Raw genomic sequence first — 15,938 nt, 5'->3', positions numbered from 1 at the left:
ATGACCCAGAGCAGTCTTTCTCCCGTCACCTTCGACATCACCGGACCGCTGCCCGGCGGCACAACGGTATTGGAGGCCAGTGCCGGCACCGGCAAGACGTACGCGATCGTCGGTCTGGCCGCTCGGTACGTGGCGTCCGGGGTGCCGTTGTCCGAACTACTCCTGGTCACCTTCAGCCGATTCGCCACAGCTGAACTTCGAGAACGAACCCGGCTGCGACTGGCCGATCTCGCACGGGCACTTGCCGATCCGCAACGTGCGGCGCAATCCGATGACCCCCTCGTGGCGATGCTCGCCCGCGGCAGCGTCGAGGAGGTGGGTGTTCGTCGCGAACGGTTGACCGCTGCGTTGTCCGACTTCGATGCGGCGACCATCGCGACCACACACACATTCTGCAGCCGCATGCTGGACGGGCTCGGTCTTGCCGGCGACTTCGAGAACGACATCACTCTGGTGGAGGACGTAGGCGATCTCATCACCGAAGTCACCGACGACCTGTACCTGCGGCGCTTCAGTGGTACCGACGCGGTGCCGTTCAGTCTTCTTGACGCCCATGCCTTCTCGCGGGCGGCGGTGTTCGGGCGGCAGGCGCGGCTGGGGCCTGACGCCGAACCCGGGGCGGACGAGTACCTGCGGGTGGAGTTCGCCACGCAGGTACGCAAAGAGGTGGAACGGCGTAAACGCCTCACCAATGTGCGTGACTATGACGACCTTCAGATGTTGCTGCGCGACACATTGGCCGACCCCGCACACGGGCCGGCGGCCTGCCGACGGATCCGTAGCCGTTTTCGGGTGGTGCTCGTCGACGAGTTCCAGGACACGGATCCGGTGCAGTGGGAGATCTTTCGCCTCGCGTTCCACGGGCACACGACGTTGGTGCTCGTCGGCGACCCGAAGCAATCTATCTACGCCTTCCGAGGCGCAGAGGTGTTCAGTTACCTCGATGCCGTACGCGCCGCAGACAACCATCAGGCTCTTCCGACGAACTGGCGAAGTGACGCCGGACTGATCGAGGCGCTGGACCGGATCTACGCCGGAGCAGCTCTGGGTAGCCCGGACATCGTTGTGCACCAGGTGACCGCGAACAACGACGGATCCCGACTTCCCGGCCTGGTCCCGCTGCGGTTGCGCCATCTGAACCGCAAGGGACACGGGCCGCTGAACAAGTCGGGGTTTCCGGTGCTCGACCGGCTGCGCCGGGCGGTGGCCGACGACGTCGCCGCGGACCTCACCGACCTGCTCAACTCCGGCACCGACCACGTCACCGGTGGGAAGACGAGGCCGGTCGAGCCCGGAGACGTCGCAGTTCTGGTTCGAAATCACAAACACCTGAGCATGATTCAAGGTGCCCTGGACGCTGCGGGGATACCGTCGGTGCTGGCGGGAGGTACCAGTGTCTACAGCACCCAAGGAGCGCTCGACTGGCTGTGGTTGTTGCAGGCCATGGAGCAGCCGAGTCGTACGGCCCGAATCCGGTTGGCTGCACTGACCCCGCTTCTGGGGTGGACTGCCACTGAGCTCGATGCAGGCGGAGACGAGCTGACAGCGGACATCAGCGCGATGATCCGCGAGCTCGTGGCGGTCTATCAGGACGCCGGGTTTGCGGCGGTGTACGAGCATCTGTCCGGACGCCGCGACATCGCCGGTCGTCTGCTGGGTATCACCGGCGGTGAACGTCGACTCACCGACCTCACCCACATCGCCCAGTTGTGCAACCGTGCCGTGGTGGAGCAGGGGCTGGGCCTCACCGCGCTCGTGCGCCGACTCGCCGAGCTGATCAAGGATCCGGTCGCAGGCAATCAGGGCGAGCAGAGCCGCCGTCTCGACAGCGACGCCGCCGCGGTTCAACTGCTGACCGTGCATCGCAGCAAGGGACTGGAGTTCCCGATCGTCTATGTGCCCTACGGCTGGGACGCAGCACGCCATCCGAACCCGACAACTCTGTTGCTGCACAACGACTCAGGAGAGCGAATCCTTGACGTCGGAGGCAAGGACGCACCCGGGTACCGGGCCCGCCGGGACACCGCCGCTGCCGAGGAAGACGGGGAAGAGTTGCGATTGTTGTACGTGGCGCTCACACGCGCTGCCTCCGCTGTGGTGCTGTGGTGGGCGCCTGCGACTGCCACCCGCTCGTCGCCGCTTCACAGGCTGCTGTTCAGCCGCGACAAAACCAGCCCCGAACCACGTCCGGTGGTACCCGACGATGCACGGGTGGCCCGCTTCTTCACCGAATGGGGTGAGGCGGCAGGCGACGTGGTCACCGTGCAGCCGGCGACGTTTGCGCCAATGGGCAGTCCCCGTTGGCAGCAACCGAAGCCGTCGGCAGGCGACCTGGGGTCAGCGTCCTTCACCCGCGTCATCGACCGCACGTGGCGGCGCACCTCCTATTCGGCGCTGGTGGCGGGTACACATCAGCCGGGCGTGGCGAGCGAGCCCGAGGTCACGGACAAGACAGACGAACAGACGGTGGAACCTCTTGCCGAGGCGACCACGGAAGGCCCTGCCGAACTCAAACACGTGTCGCTGATGAACTCGCTGCCTTTCGGGGCGGCCTTCGGAACGCTTGTCCACGAGGTACTCGAGACCGTCGACACCGATGTCGCCGATCTGGCGGGCGAAGTGCGGCGCCGCTGTGTCGAGGCCGCGCTGGCGCGGATGGCGGAGGTCGACATCGATGTGCTCGCCGAGGCGCTGACCGCGGTGATGCACACACCTCTGGGCTCTGATCGCGAACTCACCCTCGCGCGCATACCTTCGAAGGATCGCTTGTCGGAGCTGACCTTCGAGTTCCCGCTCGGATCGCAGACCGATCCGACCCTGCGAGACATCAGCGACCTGATGGCGGAGCATCTGTCGCCCGATGATCTGCTCGCCGACTATCCCGCCCTGCTGCGTCGGGTGCCCGCACCGCCGCTGCGCGGATTCCTCACCGGCAGCATCGACGCGGTTCTGCGGATTCCGGGCGATCGATTCGTGGTGGTGGACTACAAGACGAACCGGACCGCGCGCGGCGACCTCACCTGCCTGGACTACACACCGGAGTCGATGGCGCGGGAGATGATGCACTCGCACTATCCTCTGCAGGCGTTGCTGTATTCGGTTGCGCTGCACCGCTATCTACGATGGCGATTGAAGGATTACAACCCTTCGGTGCACCTCGGTGGCGTTCAGTACCATTTCGTCCGCGCGATGATCGGGCCGCAGACGCCATCGGGCTGCGGCGTGTTCGAATGGAAGCCCTCCGCGTCCCTCATCGCCGCCGTGTCCGACCTCATCGCCGGAAGGGCGGTGGCCGCGTGACCGCCGACGTAGACGCGCGGATCGTGTTGAACGCCGCTGCGCCACTGGTGCCCTTCAATCAGGCAGGCGTGCTCAGCGCCGCCGATGTCCATGTGGCTCAACGACTTGCTGCACTGTCCAAGACCGACATCGAGCCGACGGTGTTGATCGCCACCGCGCTGGCAGTGCGCGCGGTGCGGTTGGGGTCGGTCTGTGTGGAGGTCAACCGGCTCTCCGAGATCGCCATCGACGACGAGGAGTCGGGGATCGATCCGGACACGTTGCCGTGGCCGGACCCGGCCGACGTCGTCAGAGCGCTCGAGTCGAGTCCTCTGCTGGCGGGTGCGGCATCGGGACCGTTGAGGCCGCTCCATCTCGCACACACGCCCGAGGGCCCGCTGCTCTACCTCCGTCGCTACTTCCAGCAGGAACAGCGGATCCGGGAGCTCCTCGACAACCGGGCCCGTACGCACCCGGATCTCGACGCCGGGCGATTGTCGGAGGGGCTTCACCGGCATTTCCCCGACGCCGGTCCCGACCGACAGCGGATTGCGGCTGCCCTGGCAACAGCCGGGTGGACAACGGTCATCGCAGGGGGCCGGGCACCGGTAAAACGCACACCGTTGCGCGGGTACTGGCCCTCATGTTCGACGAGTACGGACCGGGTTTTCGCGTTGCTCTGGCTGCCCCGACGGGCCGGGCAGCGGCCCAACTCGAGGCATCGGTGCGCGCTCAGGCACCCGAACTCGGGCTCCCGGAGCATCTGACGGCAACCACCCTTCACCGGCTACTCGGATGGCGGCCGGGTAACCGCAGCAGATTCGCACACGACAGCACGAACCGGCTGCCTCACGAGCTGGTGGTCGTCGATGAGACGTCGATGGTGTCGCTGACGATGATGTCGCGACTGCTCGATGCGTTGCGCCCCCAATCCAGGCTTGTCCTGGTGGGGGATCCCGATCAACTGGCCTCTGTGGATGCCGGGGCTGTGCTCGCCGATCTGGTCGCGAGGCCAGTCACCGAGCAGACCAATCCGGTGCTGAGCAGTCTGGTCGCCGATGACCTCGAACCCGACGCCGACAACGTCGACGCGCTGTCGGTCGAGGAGCGTGAACAGTTGGGCGGAGGGGTGATCCGTCTCACGCGGGTGCGCCGATTCGGAGAGAGAATCGAACAGTTGGCAGCGGCTGTGCGCCGGGGCGACGCCGATGAGGTGATCGATCTCCTCGGTGCCGGCCATGACGAGTTCGAACTCGTCGGGTTCGACACTCTCGAATCGGTGCGGCGCGACGTCGTCGACTCCGCCACCGCAGTGCGGGTGGCCGCGGAGGCCGGGGACGCTGCGGCGGCTCTGGCCGGTCTGAGCTCGCATCGACTGCTGTGTGCTCATCGGGAAGGTACGTCGGGCGTCGAATACTGGTCGCGATTGGCGACCGAGTGGATCGACGCACCGGAGGAGGCTTTCGACACGGGCCGGTGGTTCGCCGGACAACCACTGCTGGTGACCGCAAACGATTACGACACCGGCATCTACAACGGAGATACCGGGGTGGTGGTGAACATCGACGGCAGGCCGATGGTGGCGTTCGCGCGCGGCCAGTCGATCAAGATGCTGCATCCGTCTCAGCTGGTGTCGGCAACGTCGGTGTATGCCATGACAATCCACCGCAGCCAAGGGTCACAGTACGAGTCCGTATCCGTGGTGATCCCTCCGGAGCGGTCGTCCCTGCTGACACGCGAACTGCTCTATACGGCCATCACCCGGGCAAGTGCTCGCGTGCGGCTCGTCGGCACCGAAGAAGCCATCAGGGCCGGTGTGAATCGGAAAGTGCTGCGCGCAAGCGGCTTACGGACCAGGCTCGAGTGAGCTAGGACGGAAAGCGTAGGGCGTCGAAGGCTTCCGCGTCGGGCTGGAGCGCCATTCGCTGAAACCACTCGGTTCGCAGGACATCCCAGCGAACTTCCTCTGGTAGGGCAGCGAGCATGGTCATTGCGCCACCTCTGGCGATCTCGCTCTTGTGTGCTGACAAGGCGTCCCATTTGGTCTGCAGCCACGCGGTCACGTCGACGAAAAGATCTATCTCCTCGTCGGGCACCCCGGGCAGCGGCCCCACCGGGCGGTTCGCCTGTTTTCTCACCGCAGGCCAGAGAAGCTGGGCAGCCGAGAACGGCATGGTGGCCTGGTAGAGGAGTTTCGGCCGCCAGGGTGGGCCCGCCTCGGGGTACAGCTGCGGATATCCGGATGCTCCGATCGCAGCTACCGCAACGCGATGTGTCTGAATGTGGTCGGGGTGCCCGTACACACCCATCGGGTCATACGTCAGCACGGTGTCCGGCCGGAATGCGCGGATGTGGGCGACCACCGACTCGACCAGTTCATCAAAAGGGGCATCGCAGAACGAGCGATAGTCCTCTGTGGTGTCGGTGACACCGAGATCTGCGTAACCCAACAGCCTCGGGGCACCGGCATTCAATATCTGAAGGGACCGCTGCAGTTCGCCGGCCCGTTCGGAGCCCGGGGGCCACGTACACGTCACAACCGACGTGCGACCGCCGAGTTCTGCGCACCGGAGGAGGACACCTCCTGTCCAGAGCGCTTCGTCATCGGGATGCGCGTGGATGCAGAGCAGGCTCGGATGCGACACCGGTTCAGCCTAGTCCGCGCCATCTCTGGTGCGGCCCGAGATGGTGGTCGAGATCGGCGCAGCTGCCGATCTCGACCGAGAGCAGGCTGCGAGGCGCCGCGAGGCTAAAGTCACCACATGGCCGATGGTGCGGGGACCAGGGCGCCGGCGATGCTGCGTCGCCTGGTACCCCGTCGGTACGTCTTCGGCGGGCTCTGCGGGGCGTTGGTGAGCTTGTGGTTGTCGTTGACGCCGTCACTCCTTCCACGGGGTTGGCTGTTCCAAGGTGTTGTCAGTGGAGCATCGGTGGCCCTCGGCTACGGACTGGGAGTGCTGCTGTCGGCGGCGCTGCGTCGTGTCATTGCCAGGGAATCATCGCCTGCTTTCAAACGGTGGGCCTGGCGGACGCTCGTCGTCGTCGCGCTGATCGGGACGGTGGCGATACTGGCCTGGTTCGGCTTGTGGCAACGGGAACTACGAGAATTGATGGGGGCCGCGTCGTTCCCGCGATACGGCTATGTGCTGGTGCCCGTGTCGGCACTGGTGTTCGCTGTGCTGTTCATCGCCCTCGGCCGGACCATGCGCCGCGTGACCGCGATGGTGACCGCCGTGCTGAACCGAATCGTTCCGCCCGCGGTCTCCGCGGTTGTCGCCGTCCTTCTGGTGATCGGCGTGACGATCGGGGTTCTCAACGGAGTGGTGGTGCGCGCCACGATGTCAGGCCTGAACGAATCGTTTGCCGCGATCAACGACGAGACCGACCCGGAGACAGCGCAACCAACGAGCCCGTTGCGGTCGGGAAGCCGGGAGTCCGTTGTCACGTGGGCCTCACTCGGCAAGCAAGGGCGATCGTTTGTGTCCTCGGGTCCGTCGGCCCAGCAACTGCGCGCCTTCAACAACGCATCGCCGCAGGAGCCGATCCGGGCATACGCCGGACTGGCCTCAGCCGGGGGCTACGGCGCCGAGGCCGACCTGGTCGTCGACGACCTCGAGCGGGCGGGCGCCTTCGAGCGCGCAGTCATCGCGGTGGGAACCACCACGGGCACCGGATGGGTGAACGAGAGCACCGTGAGCGCGCTGGAGTACATGTACAACGGCGACACCGCAGTGGCCTCCATGCAGTACTCGTACCTGCCCAGTCCGATCTCGTTTTTGGTCGACAAGGAACGGGCCCGCGCCGCCGGTCAGGCTTTGTTCGAAGCGGTGTATGCGCGGTGGCATGTCCTACCCGAGGACTCGCGCCCCAAACTGGTGGTCTTCGGAGAGAGCCTGGGGTCCTTCGGAGCCGAGGCGCCGTTCACGAGCATCGAAGACCTCGCGGCCCGCGCGGACGGCGCCCTGTTCATCGGTCCGACCTACACCAACGAGGTGTGGCAGAAGACCAGCGCCGACCGTGCTCCCGGCTCTCCGCAGTGGCTGCCCATCTACAAAGACGGCAGCACCGCCCGTTTCATCGCCGGCGCGGACGATCTTTCCCGCCCTGATACCGACTGGCCATCACCGCGGGTGGTCTACCTGCAGTACCCGTCCGATCCGATCACCTGGTGGTCACCCCACCTTCCGTTCCGCAAACCCGATTGGCTACGCGAAGCACGCGGGCGAGACGTACTCGACAGCATGCAATGGATCCCGGTCATCACCTTCCTCCAGGTGTCGGCGGACATGGCCGTGTCCAACGACGTTCCCGACGGGCACGGTCACACGTTCCACGCGGACATCGCCGATTCGTGGGCGGCGATCCTGCAGCCGACTCAGTGGAGCGCCGACCAGACCCTGCGGTTACGCGAACTCCTCACAGAACGCCGGCGAGTGAGTTCGGGCCTGTCGATGCATGATCGGTGAGCACAGCGCACAATTGCACCCATGGCCATCATCAACAAGGGCTTCGGGGCCCGCCGCCGGCAGAAGGACGATCGGCTACCGCCAGGGCAATACCTGACCCGCGACTTCCCCGTCCTGACCGCCGGACCCACCCCGGCGATCCGACAAGAGCAGTGGGGCTTCGACGTCAAAGGGCGAGACGGTGAGCTGCAGAGCTGGACGTGGGACGAGTTCATGGCGCTGCCCCAGGAGGACATCACCGTCGACATCCATTGCGTGACGGCGTGGTCCAAGCTCGACACGACCTGGCGGGGGGTCTCGCTGGATGTGCTCCTCGGCGACGACGTCGATCCCGACGGTTTCATCTTGGCCCACTGTTACGGCGGGTACACCACCAATGTGCCGCTGGAAGATGTCCTCGACGGCAAGGCGTGGGTGGCGCACACCTACGACGGTGAGCCACTTGCGGCCGAACACGGTGGGCCGGCACGACTGTTGATCCCGCACCTGTACTTCTGGAAATCAGCCAAGTGGGTCAACGGCCTGACGATCATGGACGACGACGTGCCGGGCTTCTGGGAGACCAACGGATACCACAACCACGGAGATCCGTGGAAAGAAGAGCGGTATTGGTGAACGGCTGGCGGCCCGCGACGGTGGTCGCGGCCGAAATGGAGACGCAAACCGCACGCACCCTGCGCCTACGGCTGCCTGATCGCGGCAGGGTGCTGCCGGGTCAACACATCGACATCCGCCTGACCGCAGAGGATGGGTATCAGGCGGTGAGGTCCTATTCGATTGCCGCGGCCACCGGTGACGACCTGCTCGAGACCACCGTCGAGGAGCTCGAGGACGGAGAGGTCTCGCCCTACCTGGTGTACGACCTGCAGGTGGGTGACCAGGTGGAGGTCCGCGGACCGATCGGTCGCTGGTTCGTCTGGCGTGCGAACGAACAGAACCCGGTGCAGCTGATCGCAGGTGGTTCAGGCGTGGTGCCACTCATGTCGATGATCCGGGAACACGAACACACGTCCTCCCAGGCGCCTTTCCGGCTCTTCTATTCGCTGCGCACACCCGCAAGTCGCTACTACGCGCACGAACTGGAAAGCCTGGTCGCTTCTGAACGACTGCGTGTGGACTACGTGTACACCCGGCAGGCGCCTGAATTGTCGACGCGACCGGCCGGTCGTCCGGACATCGGCGAGTTCGCGGCCGCACTGATCCCGGTGGACCTCGATCCGCAGGTGCGAGTCTGCGGGCCAACGGCTTTCGTTGAACAGTATGCGCAGTGGCTTCTCGATCTGGGTTATCCCGCCGCGAACATCCGTACCGAGCGTTTCGGAGGGTGAGACCCCACATGGAAAGCAGAATCCTTGAGACGACATGACCCCGAGTGGCGTGCATTCGCGTCCGACAATTACGCCGGAGTGTTGCCAGAGGTGATGACTGCCATCGCCGAGGCAAACGGCGGCCATCAGGTGTCTTATGGCGAAGACGACTACACCGATGCGCTGCGGGCGGTCATCCGTAACGAATTCGGCTCTCGCGCCGAGGTTTTCCCCGTCTTCAACGGTACCGGCGCCAATGTGGTGGCACTGACGTCGCTGATGCCGCGTTGGGGTGCGGCAATCGTGACGGAGTCTGCGCACGTCCATACCGACGAAGGCGGTGCGCCCGAACGCGTCAGTGGTATCAAACTGCTGACGGTGCCCACCCCGGACGGCAAGCTGACGCCGGAATTGATCGCGACGGAGGCCTATGGCTGGGGATTCGAGCACCGGGCACAGCCTGCTGTGGTCAGCCTGACCCAGGTCACCGAGCTCGGGACGCTCTACACCCCCGCAGAGATCGCGGCCAACGCCGACTTCGCTCACCGGAACAACATGGCGTTGCATGTCGACGGAGCCAGGTTGTGGAATGCGGCTGCGGCCCTGCAGATGCCGATGGGGCGGTTCACCACCGACGTCGGTGTGGACATCGTCAGCCTCGGCGCCACCAAGGTCGGTGCGCTCGGCGCCGAAGCGATCGTGGTGATCGACCCAGACCGGGCCGACGGCTTGATCTATCTACGCAAACTGAGCATGCAGCTGGCCAGCAAGATGCGATTCATCTCGGCGCAGCTGCTGGCACTGTTCGAGGACGGCAACGGTATCCACGCTGCCGCACACGCGAACGCGATGGCTGCGCGTCTACGAGCCGGTCTCGAAGGTGTTCCGGGGCTTCGTTTCGCGCAGTCCACCGAGTCGAACGCCGTGTTCGCCGTCCTCGATCGCGCAGCCGCCGAACGGGTCCGTGAGTCGTGGCGTTTCTACGACTGGGATGAGTCGGGGGAACGGTGCGATGGATGTGTTCGTTCGACACCACCGACGACGACGTGGACCGCTTCATCGAGACCATCAGAAAAGAGCTCGCACGCTAAAGGTGTGCACTTCCCGACCTACGTCCGGCCGGTGACACCGCCGAGTTGATGGCGCAGTGCGTCGGATACTTCCGGCCACCGGAAGCGATGCCCGATCGCGGCGAGCCGGGACGGCACCACATGCTGGTTGGCCAACGCGAGTTCGCGAGCGCCTTGCGCGCCGAGGATCAGTTGTGGACCCAGGCTGGGTACGGGCACGATCGCCGGCCGGTGCACCGCCCCGGCCAAGGCTGCGGTGTAGTCGCTGTTCCGCACGGCATTCGGTGCCACCGCATTGATCGGTCCCTGCAACGTCTCGTCGACGATGGCGCGATGGTAGATGTCCACCAGATCGTCGATCGCGATCCACGGCAGCCACTGCTTGCCGTCCCCGATCCGCCCGCCGAACCCCACTGTGAACAGAGGGCGTAACAACCGTAGGGTGCCACCGGCCGCGGCCTGCACGATGCCGGTGCGGACGATGACCACCCGGACGCCGGAGTCGCCTGCGGCTTCGGTCGCCGCCTCCCAGCCAGCGACAACGTCGGCAAGGAATCCCTCACCACGCGAGGCCTTTTCGTCGAGCAGCTCGTCGCCGCGGTCGTAGCCGTAGAAGCCCACGGCCGAGGCGCAGATGAGCGCGGGCTGGGGTGTGGTTGCCGCGATCACCGACGACAACTTCGCCGTCGGGTCGATGCGGCTGTCGCGCACCGCTCGTTTGTGGCTGTCACTGAATCGGCCCGCGATGGATTCGCCGGCCAGATGGACCACTGCGTCGACGCCGTCCACCAGGTCTGGTGCCGGATTGTCGGGATCCCAGCGTCGCTCGTCTCCGTGTGAGGGATCGCGGCGCACGAGTGAGATCACCCGGTGCCCGCCGGTGGTCAAGAAGGCCTTGAGAGCGGTACCCACCAGGCCGGATGAGCCGGTCATCGCAATGGTCATCGGTCCGCGCCCGAACTCGCTCGCCCATGCGTGGGCCGCCAGGTCGTCGGCGAGCTGGCGATGCCGGTAGCGAAACATGGGCCGTAGCAACGCAGTCGGGACCGGTGTGTCGACAGTGTCGGTGACCAGTGTGGAGTTCGCGTCGACGGCAGAGAATCCGTGGTGGTGCGTCCACGTCAGCACGGACTTGAGTGGCCACGAGTCCAGCTTGTCCACGAACTGATTGGGCGGGTGGTACCTCGATGGCTGATGCCGCGCGACCCATTTCAGTCCACCCGGGAACCCCAACACCGCAGTTCCGTCACTGAGCGACTCGGCTTCTTTGATCAACGACGGTGGTCCCCAGGGTGGCGCCAGCCGCGTGAAGGCGCCCGGCCGTCCGTGCCAGGCGAACACCTCGTCTACAGGAGTGGGGACGGTACTCGAATGCGTGATGCCCATGGGCCCACGCTACGCATCGGTGTCCGTCTGTGCGGGACGCAGCACATACCCGACGTAGCCGTACTCTGCACCGAACCGGCGACGGATGTGTATTTCCTCCTCGACGATGTCGAGGGCTTCGTCGTCGGCGCGCTGTTCATGGCGCAGGCGGTTGATGCTTGCCGCCAGCGGGCCGTACAGCTCGTCCCAGTCGCTGTCGGGTAACAGGTATGTCGCTGCCACCACCCAGCCCAGAGCCTGGGCCGCATCGATGCTCTGGGCGACGGTTCGCATCCCGGGAGCGGCGGATCGCCAGAAGTCGGCCGCTTCGCGACTCGGATCGGTGGTCAGCCAGTTGGCGTCGGTGAGTACAACGGCACCACCGGGTGCGAGCAGCCGCCGCCACCGCCTGAGCGCGTTGTCGACGCCCATGATGTACGCCGAACCCTCCGACCAGATGAGGTCGAAATGGTGGTCGGGATAGTCGAGTGTCTCCATCGCGACCTCATCGATGGAGATCGAATCCGCCACCCCTGCGGTGATTGCGTTGGACAGCAGGTCGTCCAAAAAGGGCCGATGAGTGTCCACGGCCGTCACGCGAGCCCCCAGCTTCGCCAAAACGATTGCGGCAGGACCTGTTCCGGCGCCGACATCGAGGACGTGAGGAACGGGCGTCTTCACGTCGGCCAACCTGAACAGCAATTGAGTCGTCGCGACCGACCCCGGTGCCTCGCGGGGCAGTCCCTGGTGAGCGGCGAAGAAGACGTCATCAAGCATTCAGCGATGCTCTCAGGCGGGCACGAGACCGGGCAAGGCAATTGATCGCCGATCACCGGGTCAACGGTTCGTCAGCCCTGCTGCGTGGCCCACTCCTCGATTCTCGCGGCGCTCTCGGCGGGGAGAGGTCTTCGATCCGGGTCATCACCGACCATCGGACCCCGAAAGGGTCGCGCACCGAGCCGAACCGATCACCGGAGACGAATGTCTGTACCTCCTCGCGGATGATCGCACCCGCATCGACGGCCCGCTGCACCACGGCATCCACGTCGGTGACGTAGATGGCCATCGAGTAACAGTCGGAGTCCCCGTCTGGCCTCGGCACCAGTCCATACTGAGGGTTGGGGTCGCCCAGTTGTAGACGCCCCGTCCCGAAGTCGAGGTCGGCATGCGCGACAATCGGTTCACCGTCGGGACCGGGGAAGTCGGTGCGCTGTTCAACGCGTGCCCCGAAGACGTTGCTGTAGAACTCGATTGCCTCGGCAGCAGGCGTGACGACGATGAAGGGTGTGAGGGAGGTATAGCCGTGGGGGATTCCGTGATCGGTGAATTGCCCGTTGGCAGCGTGGATACTCATGAAGGCGATGGTCCACTGACGCAGGGTGTGAGCGCTTGAAAAAACGCGACAGTTCCCACCATGGGCCCGTCGGGCCGCGTGGCGACCTGCGCCCGGGCGCCGGTGGCGTACAGATCTCACGCCTCGCGATCCCTCCCGGACACCAGGCCGGGAGCATCTTGCGGCATGTCTGGATCGCATGCTGGAACCTTCCGGCACCAATCGTTCAACCAGTTCTCGAGCACCCCGGTGGGAACGTGGTCGTCGAGCCGGAGAAGGCTGCGCTGTACTGCGTCAGTCAGGGGACGAGTGAGCAGAAGCTCGAAGGGAAGAGCTGGGCCGCGGCAGTTCTGCTGCGACCGGCCGCGATCACTCTGATGACAGGCAGATCGCTGGCGGGTGCGACGGTTGGCGGACCGGTGTTGCCGATCGGTGAGCCTCTGCCCATCCCCGGCCGGGTCGATGTCGCAGGAGCAGTGCGGACGGCGATGCGCTCACACTCGGAATCGGATCGGCGCGCCTACGAGGCGGTCCTGTCCGTATACCTCGACTGGGCCACGGAGTGGGAGATCGATGACGAAGGCGAGTTGATCAACCGGGTCGTCGATGTGGTCGAAGACGATGACGGGCCGCGCCGCGTCGCCGAACTCGCAGACGCGGTGAACATGTCCACGCGCGCCCTTCAGCGGTTGTGCGTACATCGAACGGGCCTGAGCCCCAAGTGGTTGATCCAGCGTCGCCGGTTGCAAGACGCCGCGCTCGCCCTGCGTGAAGGCCGGATGTCGGTAGCGGATGTGGCAGCGTCACTTGGATACTCCGATCAGGCGCACCTGGCCCGCGAGTTCAAGGCTGTTGTCGGTCGGACACCCAGTGACTACGTGCGGTCTGCCGCCCGGCGGGATTGAGGTCGCGGTGACGGTCAGCGCCGGCGTCCGATTCCCAGCAGGCCACGCACCATCGCCTCGGCGGATGCCACCGGTGCAATCAGTGTTTCGGCGACATCGACGATGTTCTCCACCCGTCCGACAACACGTTCGATCCGTTCGACCACCGCGACCATTTTCGTGACCGTGCTGTCCACCCGCGTCAGCGTCGCCGAGAAGTCGTCCATGGCCGCGCCGAAACTGCCGAGGGTCCTGTCGAACTCGCCCATCGCCCTGTCGAAGTCGGTGAGGGCCCCGCCGAGGTCGCCGATGATCGTGTCCAGTTCCCCGACAGTGACGTCTGCGTTCATCGCCGCTTGCGCCAGCTTCCGGAAACGCTGCCGTTCGTGGCCGTCTTCTCCACTGTCCGTTGTCACCACGCCCCAAGTATCTTCTCCGCGCCTCGGCTGTGCCGGGCAATTCGCAAAGCCGCCGTAGCGCGGACTGCCGCCCGCGTCGTTCTTTATGCTCTGTTCGGATGCGCCGGGTGAACGTCATGCCGGGTATTGGACGCGAGGAGGCGCCGTGGTGGCCGACAGGTTTGACGTCATTGTGGTCGGGGGCGGGCTGGCCGGGCTGGTCGCAACCCATGAACTGGTGAAGGCCGGCAAGCGTGTGGCCGTGCTGGAACAGGAGAACGAACAGAACCTGGGTGGGCAGGCTTTCTGGTCGCTGGGTGGTCTGTTCTTCGTCGATTCCCCCGAGCAGCGCAGACTCGGCATCAAGGATTCGGTCGAACTGGCCCGGCAGGATTGGTTCGGTTCCGCCGGATTCGATCGTGACCGTGAGGACCACTGGCCGCGGCAGTGGGCCGAGGCCTACGTGAACTTCGCCGCCGGCGAGAAGCGTTCGTATCTGCAAGATCTGGGCCTGCGGGTGATGGCGACCGTAGGTTGGGCCGAGCGTGGCTCCGGTCTCGCTGCCGGCCACGGCAACTCTGTCCCGCGATTCCACATCACCTGGGGGACGGGCCCGGAGGTGGTCCGGGTGTTCCGCGAGCCGGTTCTCGACGGTGCTGCCAAGGGTCTGGTCACCATCAAATACCGGCATCAGGTGGACGAGCTCATCGTGGAGAACGGGGCGGCAGTCGGCGTACGGGGATCTGTCCTGGTGCCCTCGACCCAGCGGCGAGGTGTGTCGTCGAGTCGTGAAACCGCCGCTGAGTTCGAACTCCGTGCCGAAGCTGTGGTCGTGACTTCAGGAGGCATCGGCGGCAACTTCGACCTCGTGAAGAAGAACTGGCCGGTAGACCGTCTCGGGCCTGCCCCAGCACACATGATCACCGGCGTACCCGCGCACGTGGACGGGCGAATGCTCGAGATCACCAAGAACGCCGGCGGCAACATCGTCAACAGCGACCGCATGTGGCACTACCCCGAGGGGATCAAGAACTGGGACCCGATCTGGCCCAACCACGCCATCCGGATCATCCCGGGCCCGTCGTCACTGTGGCTCGACGCCACGGGTAAACGCCTACCGGTTCCGAACTTCCCTGGTTTCGACTCGTTGGGCACACTGGGAACGATCACTCGTGGCGGCCACGACTTCACCTGGTTCATCCTGACCCAGGCGATCATCGAAAAAGAGTTCGCCCTGTCGGGTTCGGAGCAGAACCCGGACTTCACAGGCAAAGACATCAAGCTTCTCCTTCAGCGCGTCCGCAAAGGCGCAACGGGTCCGGTCGAGGCCTTCAAGGAGCACGGCATCGACTTTGTCGTTCGCGACAATCTCCGCGATCTGGTGGCCGGGATGAACGAGATCACCACAGGCCCGCAGCTCGACTTCGCGAGCATCGAAGCCGAAGTGGTGGCCCGCGACCGCGAACTGGACAACAAATACACCAAGGACATGCAGATCATGGCGATCCGCAATGCCCGAAACTACCTCAGTGACAAAATCATCCGGGTGGCACGGCCCCACAAGTTGCAAGACCCGAAATACGGCCCGATGATTGCCGTCCGCCTGCATCTGGTGACCCGAAAGACGCTGGGTGGGCTGGAGACCGATCTCGATGCGAAGGTGATCCGGCCGTCCGGTGAGCCGTTCGAAGGTCTGTATGCAGCCGGCGAGGTCGCGGGTTTCGGTGGCGGCGGGGTACACGGCTACAACGCACTCGAGGGCACTTTCCTCGGTGGCTGCATCTTCTCCGGCCGGGCGGCCGGGCGCGCACTCGCCCGCGACCTCGGTTGAGGCGG

11 protein-coding genes and 2 pseudogenes are annotated in these 15,938 nt (G+C 65.3%); 8 read left to right on the top strand and 5 right to left on the bottom strand.

Annotation, left to right across the window (positions count from 1 at the left end; translation table 11 throughout):
* Both MVA47_RS17700 and recD read left to right on the top strand, forming a co-directional pair.
* Nucleotides 1-3,300, top strand: coding sequence for a UvrD-helicase domain-containing protein (locus tag MVA47_RS17700; protein WP_247208987.1), 3,300 nt, complete (start codon nucleotides 1-3; stop codon nucleotides 3,298-3,300).
* Nucleotides 3,297-5,146 (top strand): annotated as a pseudogene (recD, locus tag MVA47_RS17695) (exodeoxyribonuclease V subunit alpha). Before MVA47_RS17700 ends, recD begins: the two are co-directional and overlap by 4 nt.
* Nucleotide 5,147: 1 nt before the next feature.
* On the opposite strand, the gene MVA47_RS17690 reads toward recD, so the two are convergent.
* Nucleotides 5,148-5,924, bottom strand: coding sequence for a PIG-L family deacetylase (locus MVA47_RS17690; RefSeq protein WP_247208986.1), 777 nt, complete (start codon nucleotides 5,922-5,924; stop codon nucleotides 5,148-5,150).
* Between the two features lie 117 nt (nucleotides 5,925-6,041).
* Between MVA47_RS17690 and MVA47_RS17685 the strand changes: the two genes are divergently transcribed.
* From MVA47_RS17685 to MVA47_RS17670, 4 genes and pseudogenes are all read left to right on the top strand, one after another.
* The gene (locus MVA47_RS17685; RefSeq protein ID WP_247208984.1) at nucleotides 6,042-7,745 is read left to right on the top strand and encodes an alpha/beta-hydrolase family protein; all 1,704 of its coding nucleotides are present in this window, start codon (nucleotides 6,042-6,044) and stop codon (nucleotides 7,743-7,745) included.
* Nucleotides 7,746-7,766: 21 nt separating this feature from the next.
* On the top strand, nucleotides 7,767-8,360 hold the full coding sequence (locus tag MVA47_RS17680; RefSeq protein WP_247208982.1) for a sulfite oxidase-like oxidoreductase: 594 nt from the start codon (nucleotides 7,767-7,769) through the stop codon (nucleotides 8,358-8,360).
* On the top strand, nucleotides 8,336-9,073 hold the full coding sequence (locus MVA47_RS17675) for a ferredoxin reductase (RefSeq protein WP_308280566.1): 738 nt from the start codon (nucleotides 8,336-8,338) through the stop codon (nucleotides 9,071-9,073). Before MVA47_RS17680 ends, MVA47_RS17675 begins: the two co-directional genes overlap by 25 nt.
* A 24-nt stretch (nucleotides 9,074-9,097) precedes the next feature.
* Nucleotides 9,098-10,143 (top strand): annotated as a pseudogene (locus MVA47_RS17670) (low specificity L-threonine aldolase).
* 18 nt (nucleotides 10,144-10,161) lie between these two features.
* On the opposite strand, the gene MVA47_RS17665 reads toward MVA47_RS17670, so the two are convergent.
* From MVA47_RS17665 to MVA47_RS17655, 3 genes are read right to left on the bottom strand one after another with little or no spacing between them, the layout of a single operon-like run.
* Entirely contained in the window at nucleotides 10,162-11,508 is a 1,347-nt protein-coding gene (locus MVA47_RS17665) for a TIGR01777 family oxidoreductase (RefSeq protein WP_247208980.1), read from the bottom strand.
* Between the two features lie 9 nt (nucleotides 11,509-11,517).
* Entirely contained in the window at nucleotides 11,518-12,264 is a 747-nt protein-coding gene (locus MVA47_RS17660; RefSeq protein WP_247208979.1) for a cyclopropane-fatty-acyl-phospholipid synthase family protein, read from the bottom strand.
* 52 nt (nucleotides 12,265-12,316) lie between these two features.
* The gene (locus MVA47_RS17655) at nucleotides 12,317-12,841 is read right to left on the bottom strand and encodes a VOC family protein (protein ID WP_308280565.1); all 525 of its coding nucleotides are present in this window, start codon (nucleotides 12,839-12,841) and stop codon (nucleotides 12,317-12,319) included.
* Nucleotides 12,842-12,876: 35 nt separating this feature from the next.
* Here MVA47_RS17655 and MVA47_RS17650 point away from each other — a divergent pair, with 35 nt between their 5' ends.
* Nucleotides 12,877-13,725, top strand: a complete 849-nt coding sequence (locus MVA47_RS17650; RefSeq protein WP_247208978.1) for a helix-turn-helix transcriptional regulator — start codon at nucleotides 12,877-12,879, stop codon at nucleotides 13,723-13,725.
* Nucleotides 13,726-13,739: 14 nt separating this feature from the next.
* On the opposite strand, the gene MVA47_RS17645 is transcribed toward MVA47_RS17650, so the two are convergent.
* Nucleotides 13,740-14,123, bottom strand: a complete 384-nt coding sequence (locus MVA47_RS17645; RefSeq protein ID WP_247208976.1) for a hypothetical protein — start codon at nucleotides 14,121-14,123, stop codon at nucleotides 13,740-13,742.
* A 148-nt stretch (nucleotides 14,124-14,271) separates the two neighbouring features.
* Here MVA47_RS17645 and MVA47_RS17640 point away from each other — a divergent pair, with 148 nt between their 5' ends.
* Complete coding sequence (locus MVA47_RS17640) at nucleotides 14,272-15,933, top strand: FAD-binding dehydrogenase (protein WP_247208974.1); 1,662 nt, start codon at nucleotides 14,272-14,274, stop codon at nucleotides 15,931-15,933.
* Nucleotides 15,934-15,938 lie beyond the last annotated feature (5 nt).

It is taken from the genome of Williamsia sp. DF01-3 (assembly GCF_023051145.1).
Taxonomy (GTDB): domain Bacteria; phylum Actinomycetota; class Actinomycetes; order Mycobacteriales; family Mycobacteriaceae; genus Williamsia.
The sequence above is the reverse complement of the archived record's forward strand: the minus strand, read 5'-3'. Positions and strand labels throughout refer to the sequence as shown.

What these genes read in the sequence shown, in the direction of transcription:
- MVA47_RS17700 (WP_247208987.1), top strand. Translation starts at nt 1, where the DNA reads ATGACCCAGAGCAGTCTTTCTCCCGTCACCTTCGACATCACCGGACCG.
- MVA47_RS17680 (WP_247208982.1), top strand. Translation starts at nt 7,767, where the DNA reads ATGGCCATCATCAACAAGGGCTTCGGGGCCCGCCGCCGGCAGAAGGAC.
- MVA47_RS17655 (WP_308280565.1), bottom strand. Translation starts at nt 12,841, where the DNA reads ATGAGTATCCACGCTGCCAACGGGCAATTCACCGATCACGGAATCCCC.
- MVA47_RS17665 (WP_247208980.1), bottom strand. Translation starts at nt 11,508, where the DNA reads ATGGGCATCACGCATTCGAGTACCGTCCCCACTCCTGTAGACGAGGTG.
- MVA47_RS17660 (WP_247208979.1), bottom strand. Translation starts at nt 12,264, where the DNA reads ATGCTTGATGACGTCTTCTTCGCCGCTCACCAGGGACTGCCCCGCGAG.
- MVA47_RS17685 (WP_247208984.1), top strand. Translation starts at nt 6,042, where the DNA reads ATGGCCGATGGTGCGGGGACCAGGGCGCCGGCGATGCTGCGTCGCCTG.